At 74.4% G+C, this 19,893-nt stretch carries 8 protein-coding genes; 5 read left to right on the plus strand and 3 right to left on the minus strand.

The annotated features are described in order from the left end of the window. The coding region (locus tag V7E46_RS23030) for an amino acid adenylation domain-containing protein (protein ID WP_333770196.1) at positions 1–11,202 on the minus strand (11,202 nt) is incomplete at its 3' end. 220 nt (positions 11,203–11,422) lie between these two features. Here V7E46_RS23030 and V7E46_RS23035 point away from each other — a divergent pair. The 3 genes from V7E46_RS23035 to V7E46_RS23045 are packed head-to-tail and all read left to right on the plus strand — an operon-like array spanning position 11,423 to position 14,349. Then, positions 11,423–12,430: a FecCD family ABC transporter permease gene (locus V7E46_RS23035; protein WP_443054315.1), complete on the plus strand. Its 1,008-nt coding sequence runs from the start codon at positions 11,423–11,425 to the stop codon at positions 12,428–12,430. Between the two features lie 3 nt (positions 12,431–12,433). Continuing rightward, positions 12,434–13,504: a FecCD family ABC transporter permease gene (locus V7E46_RS23040; protein WP_333770198.1), complete on the plus strand. Its 1,071-nt coding sequence runs from the start codon at positions 12,434–12,436 to the stop codon at positions 13,502–13,504. A 5-nt stretch (positions 13,505–13,509) separates the two neighbouring features. After that, positions 13,510–14,349, plus strand: a complete 840-nt coding sequence (locus V7E46_RS23045) for an ABC transporter ATP-binding protein (RefSeq protein WP_333770199.1) — start codon at positions 13,510–13,512, stop codon at positions 14,347–14,349. 85 nt (positions 14,350–14,434) lie between these two features. Here the strand turns inward: V7E46_RS23045 and V7E46_RS23050 are convergent, their stop codons facing one another. Next, a complete protein-coding gene (locus V7E46_RS23050) occupies positions 14,435–15,382 on the minus strand; it encodes a methionyl-tRNA formyltransferase (protein ID WP_333770203.1) in 948 nt (315 codons plus the stop codon). A gap of 54 nt (positions 15,383–15,436) precedes the next feature. On the opposite strand from V7E46_RS23050, the gene V7E46_RS23055 reads away from it, so the two are divergent. Further along, positions 15,437–16,786: a lysine N(6)-hydroxylase/L-ornithine N(5)-oxygenase family protein gene (locus tag V7E46_RS23055; protein ID WP_333770200.1), complete on the plus strand. Its 1,350-nt coding sequence runs from the start codon at positions 15,437–15,439 to the stop codon at positions 16,784–16,786. Between the two features lie 123 nt (positions 16,787–16,909). Here V7E46_RS23055 and V7E46_RS23060 read toward each other — a convergent pair whose 3' ends face one another. Next, positions 16,910–17,695, minus strand: coding sequence for an MBL fold metallo-hydrolase (locus tag V7E46_RS23060; RefSeq protein ID WP_333770201.1), 786 nt, complete (start codon positions 17,693–17,695; stop codon positions 16,910–16,912). A gap of 245 nt (positions 17,696–17,940) precedes the next feature. On the opposite strand from V7E46_RS23060, the gene V7E46_RS23065 reads away from it, so the two are divergent. Then, entirely contained in the window at positions 17,941–19,845 is a 1,905-nt protein-coding gene (locus tag V7E46_RS23065) for a hypothetical protein (protein WP_333770202.1), read from the plus strand. Positions 19,846–19,893: the final 48 nt, after the last annotated feature.

The raw sequence follows: 19,893 nt of genomic DNA on the forward strand, positions 1-19,893 counted from the left end.
GGTGGGCCGTCCGACGTCCGCGCGGCCGGCCAGCCGGGCGGGGGTGGGCGCCTCGAACAGGTCGCGGATGGCGAGTTCGGCGCCGAGTTCCGCGCGTGCCCTGCTGACCAGCCGGGTGGCGAGCAGCGAGTGCCCGCCCAGGTCGAAGAAGTCGTCCTCGGCGCCGACCTCGGGCAGGCCGAGCACCTCGGCGAACAGCCGGCACAGCGCTTCTTCCCGCGGCGTCCGCGGGCCGCGTCCGCCGCCCAGCGCGACGGCCGGCTCGGCGTCGGGCAGCGCCCGGACGTCCAGCTTGCCGTTGTCGTTCATCGGCAGCCGGTCGAGGGTGACGAAGGCGGCCGGGACCATGTAGTCGGGCAGCTGCTGCTTGAGGTGCTCGCGCAGCCGCCGGACCAGGGCGCCCGCGTCGCGCGCGCCCGCCGGGTCGCTGGCGAGCGGCCCGGTGGCGCCGCCCGGGGTGTAGAGGCCCGCGGTCACCCGGACGGGGTCCCCTGCGAGGAAGACCGCGTCGTAGGTGCCCGGTTCGCGGGACCAGGTGGTCAGCGCGCGGTAGCCGGCCGCGGCGGCCAGGTCGTGCAGCGCCTCGGGGTCGACGCCGGCCGGGGTGAGCCGCCCGTCGGGCACGCCGGTGACGCGCAGCCGGCCGGGGCGCTCGGCCGCCAGCAGGCCCGCCAGGTCGAGCCCGGCGTCCCAGCGCGCCGACGGCTCGTCGCCGAGGACCGCGTCGGGGGCGCCCCGGTAGAGCACCGCGTCGTAGCGGTGCCGGGTCAGCTCGTTGTGGTGGCGGCCCCGCTTGGTGCGCAGGTCCACCCCGTAGCCGAGCGCCGTGAAGTAGTCGGGGTCCAGCAGCAGTTCCTTCTCCAGCCGCAGCCCGCGCTCGACGGCCCGGTCGAGCTCGACACCCGACAGGCCCTGGGCGAGCTGGATCTCGGTGTGGAAGGTGCGGGCGAGCCGCAGGTTGCGCACATCGCCGACGAAGAGCGCGCCGCCGGGCGCCAGCAGGTCCATGGCGCCGTGCAGCACCGACGCCAGGTAGCCGGCGCTCGGGAAGTACTGGATGACGGAGTTGACGACGATCGTGTCGAAGTGGCCGGCGGGCAGGCCGCCCAGGTCGTCGGCCGGGCGGCAGCGCAGCTCGACCCTGGCGGCCAGCTGCGGGTCGCGCCTCAGGTCCTCGGCGATCTTGCGGATGACGGGGGCGGCGAAGTCCGTCGCCCAGTACGCCTCCGCGTCCGGGGCCAGCCGGGAGAGCAGCAGTCCCGAGCCGACGCCGATCTCCAGGATCCGGCGGGGCCGCAGTTCGCGGATCCGCGCCACCGTGGCCTCGCGCCACTCGTGCATGTGGTCGAAGGGGATGGGCCGGCCGTCGTAGGAGCTGTCCCAGCCGGCGTAGTCCTCGGTGAAGACGGCGGTGCCGATCTCCTCGTACTCGTCGGAGTAGATCTCCCGCCACTCGCCGACCTGCGCGGTCTCCGCCGACTCCCGCTCGGCGCCGTCGAGCCGGGCCGGTACGACGTAGCCGACCAGCCGGTCGTCGCGTACGGTCACGGCGGCCTGGGCCACCTGGGGGTGGCTGCCGAGCACCGCCTCGATCTCGCCCGGCTCGACGCGGTATCCGCGGATCTTGACCTGGTCGTCGGTGCGGCCGAGGAAGTCGAGGTTGCCGTCCCCGCGGCGGCGTACGAGGTCGCCGGTGCGGTACATCCGCTCGCCGGGCAGGCCCTGCGGGTCGGCGACGAAGCGCTCGGCGGTCAGCCCCGGCCGGTCGAGGTAGCCGCGGGCCAGGCCGATTCCGGCGATGTACAGCTCGCCGGGCACGCCTTGCGGTACGGGGCGCAGCCAGGCGTCGAGGATGTGGGCGCGGGTGCCCCGGATGGGGCGGCCGACGGTGGGGGTGGCGCTGTCGCCGGTGCCGCCGCCGAGGGTGTTGATGGTGTACTCGGTCGGGCCGTACAGGTTGTAGCCGTACGTCCCCGGGGTGTCGCGCAGCCGGGACCAGACGCTGTCGGGGACGGCCTCGCCGCCCAGCAGCACCAGCGGCGGCACATGGCCGTCGAGCAGGCCCTCCTCGATCAGCAGCCGGGCGTAGGTCGGGGTGACGTTGACGACGTCGATCCCGTGCCGCTCGCAGTAGGCCACCAGGGCTTCCGCGTCACGGCGCAACTCCTCGTCGCACACGTGTACTTCGTGGCCCTCGACCAGCCACAGCAGTTCCTCCCACGACATGTCGAAGGCGAAGGAGACGGTGTGCGCGATCCGCAGCCGGCGCCCGGCGGCGGCGGCGACGGCCGGGGCGAAGACCTCCTTCCGGTGGTTGAGCTGCATGTTGGTCAGGCCACGGTAGGGGGTGACGACGCCCTTGGGGCGGCCGGTGGAGCCCGAGGTGTAGATGACGTAGGCCGGGTGCTCCAGGCTGAAGTCCGCGGTGACCGGGCCGCCGGGGAGCCCGGCGAGGTCGGCGGCGACTGCCGGGTCGTCCAGCAGGACGCGCGGCAGGCCGCCCTGGAGGGACGCGGAAACCGCGGTGGTGGTGAGCAGCAGCAGCGGGCGGGCGTCCTCGATCATCAGGGCGAGGCGGTCGGCGGGGTAGTCCAGTTCCAGCGGCAGATAGGCGGCGCCGGTGCGCAGGACGGCGAAGAGCGCGACCACCATGTCGAGGGAGCGCGGCAGCCCGAGGGCGATCACCTTCTCGGGACCGGCGCCCCTGGCCAGCAGCAGGCGTGCGGTGCGGTTGACGGCGGCGTCGAATGCGGCGTAGGTGAGCGTGCGGTCGCCGAAGACCAGGGCGGTGGCGCCGGGGGTCCTGGCGGCCTGGGCGGCGAGGAGGTCGGCGATGGTCTCCTCGGGGGCGGGCACCCGGCTGTCCGCCGCCTCGCGCGCCAGCTCCGCGCGCTCGGCGGGCAGCAGCGGGTCGAGGCGGCCGACCGGCGCGGACAGGTCGCGGCAGATCCGCTCCAGCAGGCAGGTGAAGCGGTCCAGGAGGCGCCGCGCCTGGTCGTGGCCGACGACGTCGGCCCGGTGGGCGAGGGTGACGCCCGTGCGCCGGCCCGGGGTCACGATGAGGTTGACCGGGTAGTGGGTGGCGTCGACATTGGCGACGGCGGTGACCGCGTACCGCTCGCGCAGCCGCTCCAGCCGGTCCTCGGTGTCGCTGTTGCGCAGTACGAACAGGGTGTCGAAGAGCCGCCGGTGCCCGGTCTCTGCCTGGAGCACGCCCAGGCCCAGGTATTCGTACGGCATGAGGGCCAGGCGCTCGCCCTGGACGCGGCGCAGCAGGTCGAGCACCGGCTCGGCCGGGTCGTAGGCGATACGGGCGGGCACGGTGTTGAGGAACATCCCGATGACGTTCTCGACGTCCGGCACCTCGCTGGGCCGGCCGGCCACGGTCGTGCCGAAGACGACGTCGGTGCGGCCGGTGGCGGTGGCCAGGGCCAGGCCCCAGGCGGTGTTCAGCAGGGTGTTCAGCGTCAGGCCGTGCCCGCGGGCGGTCTCGCGCAGCCGGTCGCCCAGCTCTTCGGACAGCCGGGTGTCCAGGTGCTCGGGGACGACCGGCTCCAGGCCGCGCCCGGCGGCGGCCGGCGCGATCAGGGTGGGCTCGGCCAGCCCGGCCAGGGCGGCGCGCCAGGTGGCGGTGGCGGCGCTGTCGTCCTGGGCGTCCAGCCAGGTCAGGTAGTCGCGGTAGGAACCGGGGCGGGGCAGCGCCGAGTCGTCGCCGCCGGAGGCGTAGAGGGCGAAGAGCTGGTCGAGGAAGAGCCAGGCGGACCAGCCGTCCCACAGGATGAGGTGGCGGCCGATGACCAGCCGGTCGCCGCGCTCCGCGCCGAGGCGTACCAGCAGCATGCGCAGCAGCGGCGGCGCCGCCAGGTCGAAGCGGCGGGTCCGCTCGGACTCGGTCAACTCCGCCAGCCGTACGGCCTGTTCGTCCGCGGGCAGCCCGGACAGGTCCACCTCCTGGAGCGGCACGCGCGGGTCGCCCAGGATGAACTGGACCGGCTGGCGCAGCCCGTCGCTGGTGAACCCGGCCCGCAGCGCGGGATTGCGGGCCAGCACGGCGCGGGCCGCACGGCGCAGCCGGTCGGCGTCCACCCGTTCGGCGAAGTCGAAGGACTCGTGGACGGTGTAGACGTCGAGAGCGCCGTCGTCGTAGGTGGAGTGGAAGAACAGCCCTTCCTGGAGCGGCGCGAGGGGCCAGACGTCCACCACACCGCCCGAGCGGTCCGCGTCCGCCGCGCCGAGGCGCCGGATCCGGGCGGACTCCTGCGCGGTGAGGTCGGGCGAGGGGGCGGCGGCGCGCACGGGCGGCTGCGCCGCGGGGGCCGCCGCGGCGGCGAGGGCGGCGGGAGTGCGGTGCTCGAAGACATCGCGCGGGTCGAGCGGCAGTCCGGCCGCCCGGGCCCGGCTGGAGACGCTGATGGAGCTGATGCTGTCGCCGCCGAGCAGGAAGAAGTCGTCGTCGGCGCCCGCCTCTTCGAGGCCCAGTACCGCCGCGAAGATCTCGGTGAGGGTCCGCTCCCGCGCGGTGCGCGGGGCACGCGGGGCGGCCCGCTCCGCCTCCGGCTCGGGCAGGGCCGCGCGGTCCAGCTTGCCGCTCGGGGTGAGCGGCAGCGCGTCCAGGACGACATAGGCGTCCGGCACCATGGGCGCGGGCAGCTCGTCCGCCAGGGCCGCGCGCAGTTCGGCGGCCCCGGGCCGTACGGCGGACGCGGCGGGCACGACGTAGGCGGTCAGCCGCGCTCCCGTGACGGTCACCGCGGCCTGGGCGACGGCGGGCTGCCGGACCAGGGCGGCCTCGATCTCGCCCGGCTCGACGCGGTTGCCGCGCAGCTTGACCTGCCGGTCGGTGCGGCCGAGGTAGTCGACGGCGCCGTCCGCGCGGCGCCGCACCAGGTCGCCGGTGCGGTACATCCGGGTGCCGGGCGTGCCGTAGGGGTCGGCCACGAAGCGGTCGGCGGTGAGCGCGGGGCGGCCGTGGTAGCCGCGGGCCAGTTGCACGCCGGTCAGGTACAGCTCGCCGGGGACCCCGGCGGGCACCGGGCGCAGGCACGCGTCGAGCACGCGCAGTCCGGTGTTCCACACCGGGCGGCCCAGGGGCACGGTGGCGCCGGGAGCGCCGTCGCAGGTGTGGTGGGTGACGTCGACGGCGGCCTCGGTCGGGCCGTAGAGATTGTGCAGCGGCACCCCGGTCAGCGCCTGCCAGCGGGCGGCGGCCGCCGCGGGCAGCGCCTCGCCGCTGCTGTAGGCGCGGCGCAGCGTCGCGGCCCACCCGGTGTCGCGGGTGACCTCCTCGGCCCGGAGGAACGCCTCCAGCATCGAGGGGACGAAGTGCAGCGTGGTGACGGCCTGTTCGCGGACCAGGGCCGCCAGATACGCCGGGTCGCGGTGGCCGTCCGGCGTGGCGAGCACGACGGCGGCGCCCTCGCACAGCGGCCAGAAGAATTCCCAGACGCTCACGTCGAAGCTCGCCGGGGTCTTCTGGAGCACCCGGTCGTCGGGGGCCAGACCGTACTCGCCCTGCATCCAGGCGAGGCGGTTGGCGACGGCCCGGTGGGTGACCACGACGCCCTTGGGACGGCCGGTGGAGCCCGAGGTGTAGATCAGGTAGGCGGCGTCGTCGGGTCCCGCGGCCGTCCCGGGGACGGTGCCTTCCTCCTCGGCCGGGCCGTCCAGTACGAGGATCTCCCGCCCCTCGGCCGCGGGCAGCCGGGCGGCGTGCGCCGCGGTGGTGACGACCGTGGTCACACCGGAGTCGGCGAGCATGTGGACGACCCGGTCGGCCGGGTAGTCCAGGTCCACCGGCAGATAGGCCGCTCCGGACTTGAGGACGCCGAGCAGGGCGACCATCAGCTCCGCCGAGCGCGGCACGGCGACGGCCACGAAGAGGTCGGGGCCCGCGCCCCGGGCGCGCAGCCGGCGGGCGAGGACGCCGGCTGCGGCGTCGAGTTCGGCGTACGTCAGGGTCCGCGCGCCGGCGACGACGGCGGTGGCGTCCGGCGTACGGGCGGCCTGCTGCTCGAAGGCGGCGGCCAGGGTCGTCGGTGCGACGGGGTGCGCGGCGCCTTCGAGGCGGGAGGCGGCCGTCTCCTGCGGGGTCAGCAGGTCGAGGGACGCGACCGTGCGGCGCGGGTCGTCGGCGACGGCGTACAGGACGCGGGTGAGCCGGTCGGCCACGGCACGGACGGCGTCGGCGTCCAGCAGCCGCTGGTGGTGCTTGAAGCGCAGGTCCAGCCGGTGGCCGGGCTTGGCGATCAGGGCCAGCGGGTAGTGGACGGCGTCCTGGAAGGAGTGGCCGGTGATCCGTACGGTGCCGGTGGGGTCGGTGAGGCCGGGTTCCGCCGGGTAGTTCTCGACCACGACGAGGGTGTCGAAGAGTTCGCCGGCCCCCGCGAGCCCGGCCACGCGCTGCACCTCGGCCAGACCGAGGTGCTGGTGGTCCAGCAGAGCGCCCTGCTCGGCCTGGAGGCGCTCCAGCAGGTGCGCCAGGGTGTCGGCGGGAGCCCAGCGCAGCCGGGTGGGGAGGGTGTTGATGAACAGCCCGACCATCGACTCGACGCCGTCCACGGCCGCGTCCCGCCCGGAGACCGTCGTACCGAAGACGACGTCCTGACGGTTCGCCAGACGCCCGAGCAGCAGTCCCCACGCGCCCTGGACGACCGTGCCCAGAGTCACGCCGTGCTCCCTGGCTCGCGCCGCCAGCCGGGCGGTCACCCGCTCGGACAGCTCGACACGGATCTGCGCGGGCTCGACCGCCGCCGGGCCGGCCGGTGCGGGTCCTGCCAGCCGGGTCGGCTCGTCCACTCCGGCGAGCGCGGTGCGCCAGGCGTCGCGGGCGGCCTCATGGTCGGCCGCGGCGAGGCGGCGCAGGTGGGCGCGGTAGGGGGTGACCGCGGGCAGGGCGGCCGGGGTGTCCGCGTAACAGGCCATCAGCTCGCGGTGCAGGATCGGCAGGGACCAGCCGTCGGCCACGATGTGGTGGAAGGTCAGCAGCAGCCGGCTGCGGCCGTCGCCGAGCCGGACCAGCGCGCAGCGCATCAGCGGCGGCCGGGCGAGGTCGAAGCCGCGGGAGCGTTCGTCGGCGGCGACGGCGTCGGCGAGCGCCGAGCGGGTGGCCGGGTCCTGGGCGGACAGGTCCAGCTCACGCCAGGGCAGGTCGAGGCCGTCGGCGATGATCTGCACCGGCCGGCCCCCGTCGAGCTGCCGGAAGCAGGCGCGCAGCGGCGCGTGCCGCTCCATCAGGCGCCGGGCGGCGCGGCGCAGCAGCGGTCCGTCGACCGGCCCGGACAGCTCGACGGCCTGCTGGACGACGTATTCCTGCTGGTCGGAGCCGTCCACCAGGGAGTGGAAGAAGAAGCCTTCCTGGAGCGGGCTGAGCGGCAGCAGTTCCGCCACGGAGACCGGCTCGTCGCCCTGGAGGCGGCCGACTTCGGCGTCGGTCAGCCGTACCAGCGGGCCGTCGTCGGGCTCGGCGGCGTCCCCGGCGGTGTCCGCGGCCCGGTCCACGGCCTGCGCCAGGGCCGCGACCGTGCGGTGCCGGAAGACGTCCCGGGGGGTGAGGCTCAGGCCCGCCTGGCGGGCGAGGACGAGGAAGCGGATGGCCGCGATGCTGTCGCCGCCCAGTGCCAGGAAGTCGTCGTCGGCGGACACCGCCCGCAGGCCGAGCACCTGCGCGTACAGGCCGCAGAGCAGTTCCTCGCGGGCGTCGCCGGGGGCGCGGCCGGAGCTGAGCGCCGCGTAGTCGGGCACCGGGAGCGCGGCGCTGTCGAGCTTGCCGCTGGGGGTGACCGGCAGCCGGTCCAGGGGCACGAGGGCGGCGGGGACCATGTAGGCGGGCAGCGACTCGGCGGCGTGGGCGCGCAGCGTCCGCATCAGGGCGACGACGTCGCGGAAGGGCGCCGGGCGGTTGGCGTACGGCCGGCCGCCGCCGGGGCGGTAGAGCGTGCCGAAGGGGGCCTCGCCGAGGGCGAGGACCGCGTCGAGGCTTCCGTCGGCGGCCGGGCCGTTCCAGGTGACGGCGCAGCGGTAGCCGTGCCGGGCGGCGAGTTCGTGCAGCGCCTCGGGGTCGGTTCCGGCGGCCGGGTCCGCGGTGGGGCGGCTGCTGTCACCCAGTGCGCCGCTCGCGGCGAGGTCGTCCGCCAGGCGCGCGTTGGGCACACCGGTGAGCCGCAGCCGGTCCGGCCGGCCGGCCGCGCCGAGCCGCCCGTCAAGGACATCGAGCGTGCCGGGGCCCGACCAGGCCAGTTCGGGGCAGGCCGGCACGTCACCCGCGTCGCCGTCCTGCGCCGGCCGCAGCACGACGTCGTAGCGGTACCGCGTCAGCTCGTTGTGGTGGGTCCCGCGCTTGACGTGGACGTCGGTGGTGAAGCCGGCCAGGGAGGTGAAGTAGTCCGGGTCCAGCAGTAGTTCGCCCTCCCAGGCCACCGAGCGGTCCACGGCGGCGCGCAGCGCGTCCTTGTCGTCGCCGTCCGCCGCGGTGCGCCCGCTCTCGACGGCCGCGCGGAGCGTCGGCAGCAGCCGCAGGTTGCGGACGTCGCCGAGGAAGACCCTCCCGCCGGGCGCCAGCAGGGCGGCGGCCTGGCGCAGCACGTCGGTCAGGTAGCCGGCGCCCGGGAAATACTGGGCGACGGAGTTGATGACGACGGTGTCGAAGAAGCCGCGGGGCAGCCCTTCGGTGTCGTGCGCCGGGCGGACCCGCAGTTCGACGCGGTCCGCGAGCCCGGGGACACCGCGCACCTGCTCGTCCAGCGCACGGACCGCCGCCGCGGACAGGTCGGTGCCCCAGTAGGCGTCGCAGCCGGGCGCCAGGCGGGACAGCAGCAGACCGCTGCCGACGCCGATCTCCAGGACCCTCCGGGGGCGCAGCCCGGCGATGCGGTCCACCGTGGCCTGGCGCCATTCGCGCATGTCCGCGAGCGGGATGGGCAACCCGTCGTACATGCTGTTCCAGCCGGCGAAATTCTCCTGGAAGCCCTCGCTCCCGGCGGCCTCGTAGAGCAGGTCGTGCAGGTCCTGCCAGTCGGCGACCTCCGCCTCGCGGTTCAGCGAGGGGACGATGTACGCGGCGAGCCGCCGCTCGCCCGGGCGGTCCTCGCGGACGACGACGGCGGCCTGGTCGACGGCCGGGTGCGCGCGCAGCACCGACTCGATCTCGCCGGGCTCGATGCGGAAGCCGCGGATCTTGACCTGGTCGTCGGCGCGGCCGAGGAATTCCATCCGCCCGTCGGCCCGGCGGCGTACGAGGTCGCCGGTGCGGTAGAGCCGTTCGCCCGGCGCGCCGAAGGGGTCGGCGACGAAGCGCTCCGCGGTCAGCGCGGGGCGGCCGAGATAGCCGCGGGCCAGACCGGCGCCGCCGAGGTAGAGCTCTCCCGGGACACCGGCGGTGACCGGGCGCAGCCGGCGGTCCAGGACGTAGGCGCGGGTGCCGGGGTCGGGGACGCCGATGGGCACGACGGTGCCGGGCGGGGTGTCCGGGTCGCACAGCCCCAGGGTGGAGTTGGTGGTGGCCTCGGTGGGTCCGTACGCGTTGAACATCATCCGCCCGCGGGCGTAGCGGCCGACGAGTTCGGGCGAGACGCGCTCGGTGCCGGCCAGCAGGGTGGCCTCGGGGGGCAGTCGGACGTCGTCCGGCATGGCGGCGAGCAGCGCGGGCGGCAGGATCATGAAGGTGACGCCGTTGGCCCGGGCGTAGTCGGCGAGCGGAGCGCCGGGCACGCGGCGCTCGGACGGTACGACGACGAGCCGGCCGCCGGAGAGCAGGCCGAGGCACAGGTCCCAGAAGGCGACGTCGAAGCTGGGCGAGGCGAACTGCAGGACGCGGCTGTGCGGTCCGATGCCGAAGCGCTCGCGCTGGGTGGCGACCAGGCCCGCCACACCGGCGTGGGAGAGCACGACGCCCTTGGGGCGGCCGGTCGAGCCGGAGGTGTAGATCACATAGGCGGCGTTCGCGGTCGACAGGCCCCGGCGGTCCGGGTCGTGGGGGGCGCGGCCGGCCAGTTCGGCGGCGGTGGCCGGCGCGTCGAGGACCAGCAGCGCGGTGCCGGTGTCCCGCGGCAGGTCGGCGACGACCTCGGAGGTCGTCACCAGGCAGACCGGGGCGGCGTCGGCGAGGGTGTAGGCGATGCGGTCGGCCGGGTAGTCGGTGTCGACCGGCAGGTAGGCCGCGCCCGACTTGAGGACGGCGACCTCGGCGATGACGAGGTCGGCCGAGCGCGGCACCGCGAGCGCCACCACGGCCTCGGGTCCCGCGCCGCGGGCGATCAGGGCGTGGGCCAGGCGGTTGGCCCGCGCGTCGACCTGCGCGTACGTGAGCCGGGTGTCCTCGAAGACCAGCGCGACGGCGTCGGGACGGGCCGCGACCTGCTCGGCGAACATCTCGGGCCACGTCAGGGCGGGCACGTCGTGCCCGGTCTCGTTCCACTCGACCAGGACGCGGCGCAGTTCCCGCTCGCCGAGGACGGCCAGGTCGCCGACCGGGGCCTGGGGGCGGGCCACCGCGTCGGCGAGCAGCCGCGCGTAGTGGTCCAGCATCCGGTCGACGGTCGAGGGCGCGAAGAGGTCGGGCCGGTAGCTGACGCGTACCCGGTCCTCCGTCACCTCCCAGGCGAGGTCGAGCGGGTTGTCCGCGTGGCCCGGGGAGGCGGTGCCGGGGGCGGTGCCGAAGCCGTCGGCGCCGGAAGCGGTACCGGTGTCGAGGCCGTCGTCCGAGCCGTCGCCGGTGCCCAGGACGTCGCCCGGGCCCGTACCGGAGGCGGTACCGAAGCCGTCGCCGCCGCCGACACCGGTGTTGAAGGCCGTGGTGAAGAACAGCCCGCCGCCCCGCGTGGGTTCGGCCCCCAGCAGCGCGGCGAGTGCCGCCAGCGGGGCCCGGTGCGCGGCTGCCGCCTCGCACGCGGCGGCGACCCGGTCGCGCAGGTCGGCGAACGGGGCGTCGGCGTCGACGGCGATCCGCACCGGCAGCCCGTCGTGTCCGACGGTGATGTCGTCGGCGCCGCCGGCGTAGTGGTGCAGCAGCGCCACGTACGCGGCTAGCCGGGTGGGGCGGTCCGCGCGGGTGACGAGCGCCTGACCGCAGGTCAGGACGCCCACCCGCGCCGGAGCGTAGGGGAAATCGGCGGGCAGGACGGTCTCCTGCGGCAGGGGGACGAGTCTCCCCCGCCAGAACCGCGCTGTCGTCGCCGACAGCCCGCCCCGGCTCGATTCTTCCGACATTCCCGAACCAGCAGAAATACCCGACACAGGTGCCCGCGCCTCCCAGGACATGCGGAAACGGCTCGGACGAGCCGCGACCGGACGCCATATTAAGGTAAGGATTACCTAACTAGATAGCCCCTCCTCCCTGCCGGGGCCGCGCGGTCGGGCCGTAGAGTTAAGGTCTGCCTAACCTAAGGACATCGACCATGGAGCCAGGCCTGTGAGACGGCGGAGGAACCTGCGCCCTGCCCTGCTTGTCGTACTGCTCGCAGTCGCGCTGACCGTGTTGTGCCTGCTGTCGATCGCGCTGGGCGCCCTGAGCATCCCGCCGGGCCAGGTGGTCCGCGCGCTGGCCGGCCACCCCTCCAGCCACGTCGTCAACGACGTCGTCTGGTCGGTACGCATCCCGCGGACGGTGCTGGGGCTGTCGGCCGGCGCCGCGCTCGGGCTGTCCGGCGCGCTGATGCAGGCGCTGACCCGCAATCCGCTGGCCGACCCCGGACTGCTGGGCGTCAGCGCGGGCGCCTCCTTCGGCATCGTCGTGGCCATCGCGGTCTTCGGCGTCGGATCGCTGTACGGCTACGTGTGGTTCGCCTTCGCCGGGGCGCTCGCCACCAGCGTGGTGGTCTTCGTCCTGGGCAGGTCGGGGCGGTCGGGGGCCACCCCGGTCAAACTGGCGCTGGCCGGGGTCGCGGTGACCTTCCTGCTCTTCTCGCTCACCAACGCCATCGTCCTGACCGACCCCGACGCCCTGGACCGCTACCGCTTCTGGTCCGCCGGCACCCTCGCCGACCAGGACACGCACGTGGTACTGAGCATGCTGCCCTTCCTCGGCGCGGGGGCGCTGCTGGCGCTGGCCACCGCGCCCGCGCTCAACAGCCTGGCGCTCGGCGACGACATCGCGGCCTCGCTCGGACGGCGAACGGGCCTGGTACGGCTCCAGGGCGTGGTCGCCGTCATGCTGCTGACCGGCGCGTCGGTCGCCGTCATCGGCCCGGTCGTCTTCCTCGGGCTCGTCGTCCCGCACATCGCGCGCCTCCTCGCCCAGTGGTCGGGGCTCGGCCCCGACCACCGCTGGCTGCTGCCGCTGTCGGCGGCCGTCGCGCCGTGCCTGCTGCTCTGCGCCGACATCATCGGGCGGGTGGTGGCGCGGCCGACGGAGATTCAGGCGGGCGTGCTGGTCGCCTTCATCGGCGGCCCGTTCTTCATCGCTCTGGTCCGCCGCAGCAAGCTCGCGGAGGTGTGAGCGATGTCCTCCGCCTCCCGCATACCCGCCTCCGCCGGGCGCCTGCCGTTCCGCCTTGCCGCACCGCCGGTCTCCGGGATCCTGCGGCCCCGCCTCATCGCCGTCTGCGCCGGGCTGGCGGTCGCGGTCTTCCTGCTGTTCTGCTGGGGCGTCTCGATCGGGGACTACCACGTGGGCCTCACCAGCGTGGTGAAGGCGCTGGCGGGCTCCGGCGATCCCGGAACGGTGCTGGTGGTACGGGAGTTGCGGCTGCCGCGGGCGCTGACCGGGCTGCTGGTGGGCATCGCCTTCGGCATCTCGGGGGCGCTCTACCAGACGATGACCCGCAATCCGCTGGCCAGCCCGGACATGATCGGCCTCACCGAGGGGGCCGGCACCGCCGTCGTGGCGGGCATCGTGCTCGGCTGGGACGGCGGCCTGGGCACCCAGGCGCTGGGCCTGAGCGGGGCCCTGGCCACCGCGGTGCTGGTCTATCTGCTGGCGATGAAGAACGGCGCCACCGGCTACCGCATCATCCTGGTCGGCATCGGGGTGTCGTGGATGTGCACCAGCGCCACCGACTACCTGCTGGCGCGCGGCCAGCGCTTCGAGGCGCAGGCCGCCCTCGGCTGGCTGGTGGGCAACCTCAACGGCAGGACCTGGGGCCAGGTGTCGATGCTCGCGACCGCCATGGCGGTGCTGGTGCCGCTGGCGCTGGGGATGAGCCGCTGGATGCGCACCCTGCAACTCGGTGACGACGTGGCGGCGGGCCTGGGCACTCCGGTGCGGTCCGCGCGGCTGGCCCTGATGCTGGTCGGTGTGGCGCTGATCGCCTTCGGCACGGCGGCGGCCGGCCCGGTCGCCTTCGTGGCGCTGGCCGCCCCGCAGATCGCCCAGCGGCTGGCCGGCACCGCGTATCCCCCGCTGGTCGCCTCGGGACTGACCGGCGCGCTGGTCGTCCTCGGCTCCGACCTCATCGCACGCGAAGCGATCCCCGGCACCGAGCTGCCGGTCGGGATCGTCACCGGCGTCATCGGCGCGCCGGTCCTGCTCTGGCTGCTCATCCGTGCCAACCGCGCGGGCTCAGGAGGCTGAAGACCATGACGACCACCGACCCCGGCAAGCAGCCGGGCCCCGTCCTGCGGGCGCACGGCCTGCATCTCGCCTACGACAACCGGCTGGTCGTCGAGGACCTGGACCTGACCGTGCCGCCCGGCCGGATCACCGCCATCGTCGGTGCGAACGCCTGCGGCAAGTCCACCCTGCTGCGGGCGCTGGCCCGGCTGCTGCCGCCCCGGCAGGGGTCCGTGGAACTGGACGGCAGGGCCCTGCGCTCCATCCCCACCGGGGAGCTGGCGCAGCGGCTCGGCATCCTGCCGCAGACCCCGGTGGCGCCCGAGGGACTGACCGTCATCGACCTGGTGAGCAGGGGGCGTTCACCGCACCAGAGCTGGTGGCGGCAGTGGTCGGACGCCGATGAGCTGGCCGTGCACGAGGCGCTGGCGGCGACGGGGCTGACCGGCCTCGCGGACCGCGCCGTGGACGAGCTGTCCGGCGGGCAGCGGCAGCGCGCCTGGATCGCCATGACCGTCGCCCAGGGCACACCCGTGCTGCTGCTCGACGAGCCGACCACCTATCTCGACCTCGCCCACCAGATCGACGTGCTCGACCTGATCACAGACCTCAACCGGCGGGAGAACCGCACGGTCGTCATGGTGCTGCACGACCTCAACCAGGCCTGCCGGTACGCCGACCACGTCATCGCCATGAAGTCCGGCCGGATCGTCGCGCAGGGGCCGCCCGCCGAGGTGATCACCGCCGCTGCCGTCGAGGACATCTTCGACCTGCGCTGCCAGATCGCCACCGACCCGGTCAGCGGCACCCCGCTGGTCATCCCGATGGGCCGGCACCACGAGGCCGTGCCGGTCAGCGCCGACTGACCAGCCCCGCCCCGCGCGGCTGTTGCGGGGCGGGGCGGCGCGGAGCGGGCCGGCACGCGTCAGCGCGGGCGGCGTGCGGCCCGGGTCAGGGCCGGGCGGTGAGGTAGCCGCCCATGGTGCGGAAGAAGTCGTTCGCCGCGTGCTCGGTGCCGTCCTCGGTGCGCAGCCGCCGGATGACCAGTCCGCGGCGCGTCCCGCTGCGGGCGTCGGCCCCCGCCACGATGACGACCCCGTCGCCCTCCCGGATGAAGACCCGCCCGGGTGTGCCGCCGTACCTGGCCTCGGACACCGAGGCGGACACGATACGGATCCGCTCGCCCCTGTGGTGGGTGAAGGCGCTGGGGTACGGGTCGGACTGGGCGCGGACCAGCCGTTCCAGGTCCTCGGCGGGCCACGTCCAGTCGATGCGGCTGTCCTCCAGGGAGCGTTTGTGGAAGAAGCTGGCCTGCGCGGGGTCCTGGGTCCGCCAGCGCGCCTCGCCGGAGGCGATCAGCCGCAGCGACTCGCCGACGAGGGGGGTGATCAGGTCGACGGTCCGGTGGAAGAGGTCGGTCGCGGTGTCGGCCGGGCCGACCGGCACCGACCGCTGCAGGAGGATGTCTCCCGTGTCGAGTCCGGCGTTCATCCGGTGGGCGGTGACGCCGACCCGCTCCTCGCCGTTGACGAGCGCCCAGATGATCGGGGAGAAGCCCGCGTAGGCCGGCAGCAGCGAGTCGTGGATGTTGAGCGTGCCGTGCGGCGGCAGGTCGAAGATCTCCGGCGGCAGCCAGGTCCGCCAGTTGTTGGCCACGATGATGTCCGGGGCCGCCGCCCGTATGGCGTCGAGCAGTTCACCGTCGTCGGGGCGGCTGCGCAGCAGCACAGGGACGCCGTGCTTGGCCGCCAGTTCGGCGACCGAGTCGTCCCAGATCTTCTCGTACGCGTGCTCGCTCCTGGGATGGGTGACGACGAGGACGACCTCGTGGTCGGAGTCCAGCAGCGCCTGCAGCGTGCGGTGGCCCCAGGTCTGATAGCCGAACATGACGACCCGCATGGCGGTTCTTCCCTTCGACGGCATGATTGCAAGGTAAGGCTTACCTTATCTAGGATGAGCCGCGCTGAGGGAGGCGATGCAACGGTGAAGACACCGGGCAGTGGGCCGCACATCATCCATGACGTGCTGGGAATAGGTTTCGGGCCGTCTAATCTCGCACTGGCGATAGCCGTTGAAGAGCACAACGCGGCGGCGCCGGAGCACCGCAGAGTCGACGCCCGGTTCCTCGAACGCCAGTCGGGCTTCGGGTGGCACCGGGGCATGCTGATCGACGACGCGACCATGCAGGTGTCCTTCCTCAAGGACCTGGTCACGATGCGGAACCCGAGCAGCAGCTTCAGCTTCCTGTGCTTCCTGCGGGAACGGGGCAGGCTGGTGGACTTCCTCAACCAGAAGACGCTCTTCCCGCTCCGGGTGGAATTCCACGAGTACTTCGAGTGGGCCGCCGCGCGGGTCGCGGACCTGGTCGACTACTCCCACGAGGTGCTGTCCGTCATACCGGTGCGCGAAGCGGACGGCCTCGTGCACCACTTCGAGGTGACAAGCCGCGACCCCGCGGACCCCGCGGGCACGGTCGTGCACCGGGCGCGCAACGTCAGCGTGGCGGTCGGCCTGGAACCGCATCTGCCGCCGGGCCGGGCGCTGTCCGAACGCGTGTGGCACAACAGCCAGTTGGTGCCGCGGGTGGCCGAACTGAGCGCCGCGGGCAAGCCCGTCCGGCGGGCCGTCGTCCTCGGCGCGGGCCAGAGCGCCGCCGAGGCGGTCGACTACCTGCACCGCACCTTCCCCGAGGCCGAGGTCTGCGGCGTCTTCGCCAAGTACGGCTACACGCCGGCCGACGACAGCCCCTTCGCCAACCGGATCTTCGACCCCGAAGCGGTGGACGTCTACTTCGGCTCCCCGTCGGAGGTGAAGCAGTCGCTCTACGACTACCACCGCTCCACCAACTACTCCGTCGTCGACATGGACCTCATCGAGTCCCTGTACGCCACGTCGTACCGCGAGAAGGTGCAGGGCCGCGAAAGGCTGCGCTTCCTCAACGTCTCGCGCATCCGCGACGTGGAGGTCCGGGAGGACGGCCTGGACGTCACGGTGGAATTCCTGCCGACCGGCGAACGGCAGACCCTCGCGGCGGACGTCCTCGTGCACGCCACCGGCTACCGCTCGCAGGACATCGGGACGCTGCTCGGGGAGTCGGCCAAGATCTGCCTGCGCGACGACGGCGACGCCGTCCGGGTCGGCCGCGACCACCGCGTGGCGGTCAGCCCTGACGTCACGGCGGGCATCTACCTCCAGGGCGGAACCGAGCACACGCACGGGCTGACCTCGACCCTGCTGTCCACGACCGCCGTCCGCGCAGGCGAGATCCGCGACTCCCTGGTCGCGCACCTGAGCCGCCGCTGACCCGGCGGCGCCCGGCGCCCGGCCGCCCCTCCCCCGAGGGCGGCCGGGGCGGCCCGGGGCAGGCGGGTCCGGAGCCGCCGGCCATGACACCGGGTCAGCGGACGGCGGACGGCAGGAACCCGGTCACACCTCGAACTTGGCCGCGGCGCCGTGGTCCAGCCACTGCACCCGCGAGGCGAACGGCGAGGCGCCGAAGACCTGCCGGGCCTTCTGCTGCTTCTCGCGGAAGTGCGCCCAGCCCTCGTAGTGGACGGGCACGATGGTCCGCGGGTCGAGCAGACCGCACAGCTCCACGGCGTTCTCGGCGGTCATGGTGTACCGCATGGGACCGGTGATCGGGAAACGCACGCCGCCGAGGTGCAGGACTGCGGTACCGACGTCGAGCCGGCTCGCCACCTCGCGCAGTCCGTCGTACAGGACGGTGTCGCCGGAGATCCATAAGATGCCGTGCTCCTGGCCCTCCCAGCGCAGCGCGAAACCGGTCACCGCCCCGACCAGCGGCCTGGTGCCGGCCGGGCCGTGGCGGGCCGGCGTCGCGGTGATCTCGATCGGCTCCCTGCCCTTGCCCTGCAAGGTGGTGGTCGCCCATGGCGCCAGGCCCTGCACATTCCCGCCGACGCGCCGCGCGCCCTGCGGGGTCGTCAGCACCCTGCCGAACCGCGGCAGCAGCGCGCGCCCCGCGGGGTCGAGGTTGTCGCCGTGCTGGTCGTGGGTGAGCAGGACGGCGTCGATCGGCCCGAGGTCGTCCGCCGAGATCGCCGGCCCGGCCAGCTTCCTGGACATCGCGCCCCAGCCGAAGGAATAGCGCTTGCCCGGCGGGTCGAACGTCGGGTCGGTCAGCAGCCGCCATCCGCCGGCCTCGATGAGGGTGGTCGGACCGCCGATGTGAGTGATGGTCACCTGAGTCACGTGAGGACACCTCTCCGTTGTCGTCCGGGCGACGATACCGTCCAGGAGGGCGCCCCACGCGGCGAGTCGACCATTGCGCGCACCGGCCGGAGGGCCGCGCGGGGCCGGCGTGTCAACAGTCCCGTTCAGGTCTGATTCTGGCCAATTGATCACGCGGCGCCCGGCCGCGGGACCTTCGTGCGTAGCGTCGGGTTGCCCCCACTCCCGGGGGACCTGGTCGTGCCGGTCCGATCGAAAAGAGTGGCATGCCGAACGCAGGGGACACGACGTCCGCGGAGCGGCTGGAGCGGTTGCGCGAGGTGCTGACGGGGTCGGGGGCGCGGCCACCGGGCGGCGGGCGGGGCCTGTCCGGCTGCCGGTACGGCAATGTCCTGATCGGCGCGGCGCTGCACGGGGCCGACCGGCTGCGGGCCGGGGAGGCGCCGACGGAGTTGGAAGGCCTGCTGCTGGCCGTGCTGCGGGCGGCGGTGCCGGAGGCGGAGCTGCCGGACTGGGGACGGGTCTACCGCGAGACCGTCACCGCCCGCGGGCGGCTTGACCTCGTACCCGAGGTGCTGACCGGCCGTCCGGTCTCCCTCGGGTACGGCATGGCCGATCTGCGGTCCGATGTCAGGGCGGTGGCCGAGGAGGCGCTCGGCTGCCGCAATGTGGCCCTGCTGAGCGCGGAGTCGCTGGCCGAGGGCGGCCCGCTGCATTCGGCCGAGTTCGCGGCCGGGGTGCGGGAGTCCGGCTTCGGCGTGGTCGGCGTGGCCGGCGCCGCGCGACGGGCCGCGGGCGGCGTGCCGGAGCCGGCCGCGGCGCCGTTCAGGGCGGCCTGGGAGGTGGCCGCGGGCCGGGGGGCCGGCGTCTTCTGGACCGGAGACCTCGCCTCGGCCGCCGGACCGGCCGACGCGTCCGCGCCGGCGGTGGTGCTCGGCGGGGAGGGCGCGGACCGCATCTCGTTCGGGATCCACGGCGGCCGGGGCGGCGGCGAACGCTACCGCGAGGTGATGCGCCGGCTCGGTGTGCTCACCGACTCCTGCACCCGGGCCATGGGGCAGGACGACGGCGGTCTCCCCGTCCCCGGCATGGAGTTCACGGGCCTGGTGTGGGAGGTGCTCAAGCTGTTCGCCTTCGTCAGGGAGCAGGTGGGCGACCACGACGAGGAGTCGTACGTCCTCGGCCTCACCTTCGGCCGCGGCGACGTGGCCGTGCTGTTCCACCGGCGCGAGGTGGAACTGGACCTGGACACCGGCGGGCGTGCCCCGGTGCGCCTGGCCTACCGCGGTGAGCGGCCCGCCTTCCCCGCCGGTGATCTGGAGTACGCCACCTGCCGGGCGGACGGGCCGCCCGGGGCGCAGCCGCGCTCGTGGAGCGCGCCCGTACCGCTGGGCTGGCAGAGCGTCACCGCGCCCTCGCTGGTGTCCTACCGCGACGCACTCCACGCGGTCTTCGCCCGCCCCGGCGACCACGCCTTGATGTGGAGCCGCCTCGACGGCGGCGTCTGGCGCGCACCGGCCCGTGTCGGCGGGTCGGACAGCTTGCAGCGCGCGGCGCTGACCGTCCACGGCGGGCTGCTGTACTGCTTCCACACCACGCCGGGCGGCGACGTGCTGTGGAACCGCTTCGACGGTTCGGTGTGGACCCCGGAAGTGCGGGTGGACGGCTGGGACAGCCCCGTGTCCCCCGCCGTCGCGTCGCACGACGGGAGCCTGTGGGTCAGCCACCGGGACCACGGCAGGCGGATCCACGTCGACCGGTTCACCGCCGACCACCGCCCCGCCTTCGGCTACCGCTTCGACAGCTCGATCAGCGACAGCGCGCCCGCGCTGGTCTCCACGGGGGCCACCTTGTGGGTCGCCCACCGCGGCCTGGACGACAAGGTCCGGGTGCGGTACAGCGACAAGGCGCTGTCCGCCGCCGACTGGCAGGACCACGAGCCCGCGCACGACCTGCTGACCCAGCGCAGCCCGACGCTCGCCGGCCGGCCCGGTACGGGCCTGCACCTGCTGGCCCGCGGCGCCGACGGAAGGCTGCACCTGGGCGTGCGGACCGACGGCGGCGGCTGGGCCGGTATCGCCGCCCCCGCCCGCGACGGCGCCTTCCCCGCGCTCGACGCGGGAGGCGCGGCCTTCCACCACGGCAAGCTGTACGCGATGTACCGCCGCTGAGGCGTACCAGCGGCGGAACATCGCGTACAGCTTGCCGTGGTGGAAGGC

The organism is Streptomyces sp. IBSBF 2435 (assembly GCF_036815005.1).
Lineage (GTDB): Bacteria > Actinomycetota > Actinomycetes > Streptomycetales > Streptomycetaceae > Actinacidiphila.

Excerpts from the sequence above, each read along its gene's own strand:
- V7E46_RS23065 (WP_333770202.1), top strand. The coding sequence starts at position 17,941 with ATGCCGAACGCAGGGGACACGACGTCCGCGGAGCGGCTGGAGCGGTTG.
- V7E46_RS23045 (WP_333770199.1), top strand. The coding sequence starts at position 13,510 with ATGACGACCACCGACCCCGGCAAGCAGCCGGGCCCCGTCCTGCGGGCG.
- V7E46_RS23050 (WP_333770203.1), bottom strand. The coding sequence starts at position 15,382 with ATGCGGGTCGTCATGTTCGGCTATCAGACCTGGGGCCACCGCACGCTG.
- V7E46_RS23040 (WP_333770198.1), top strand. The coding sequence starts at position 12,434 with ATGTCCTCCGCCTCCCGCATACCCGCCTCCGCCGGGCGCCTGCCGTTC.
- V7E46_RS23055 (WP_333770200.1), top strand. The coding sequence starts at position 15,437 with ATGAGCCGCGCTGAGGGAGGCGATGCAACGGTGAAGACACCGGGCAGT.